Source organism: Photobacterium sp. NCIMB 13483, from assembly GCF_003025475.1.
GTDB classification, from domain to species: Bacteria; Pseudomonadota; Gammaproteobacteria; order Enterobacterales; family Vibrionaceae; genus Photobacterium; species Photobacterium piscicola.
This window is the reverse complement of the sequence record NZ_PYLV01000069.1, coordinates 1-553: the sequence shown is the minus strand read 5'-3', so window position 1 is coordinate 553 and position 553 is coordinate 1. Positions and strand designations below refer to the sequence as shown.

The following is a 553-nucleotide window of genomic DNA, read 5'->3' as shown; positions in this document are numbered from 1 at the left end:
TACCACGGTGTGGTTCATGACTGGGGTGAAGTCGTAACAAGGTAGCCCTAGGGGAACCTGGGGCTGGATCACCTCCTTACCTAAAGACTTATGCTGTTTTATGCAGTGTCCACACAGATTGCTTGGTAAAATTAGTTATTAGAAAATAGCGAAAGTGCTAATTAATGCAAACGCATTGATTAACGCTTTTGCGTTATGCTCTTTAACAATCTGGAAAGCTGACTAGTAAATTTAATCGAAAGATTAATTTTAAAAATGTTTTTATTCTTTGAATAAAAACGAGTTCTCAAAACAACACACATTCAAGTGTCTTGATTTTGTTTTTACTTTTTAAAGTAAAAACAAATAAATGAGTCCGGCGAAAAACCAATGTTTAATATTTTCTTGATCGGATTATTAAACGCAAACCTTGGTTGTTTGAACATGCAAGACCTCTTGGGGTTGTATGGTTAAGTGACTAAGCGTACACGGTGGATGCCTTGGCAGTCAGAGGCGATGAAGGACGTATTAACTTGCGATAAGCCCAGATTAGGCAGTAAAAGCCTCTTGAGTC

At 37.8% G+C, this 553-nt stretch carries 2 rRNA genes; both read left to right on the top strand.

The features are described from left to right. Positions 1 to 79 (top strand): 16S ribosomal RNA (locus C9I86_RS19940); the annotation flags it as partial. A gap of 368 nt (positions 80 to 447) precedes the next feature. Continuing rightward, positions 448 to 553, top strand: a 23S ribosomal RNA gene (locus tag C9I86_RS19935); the annotation flags it as partial.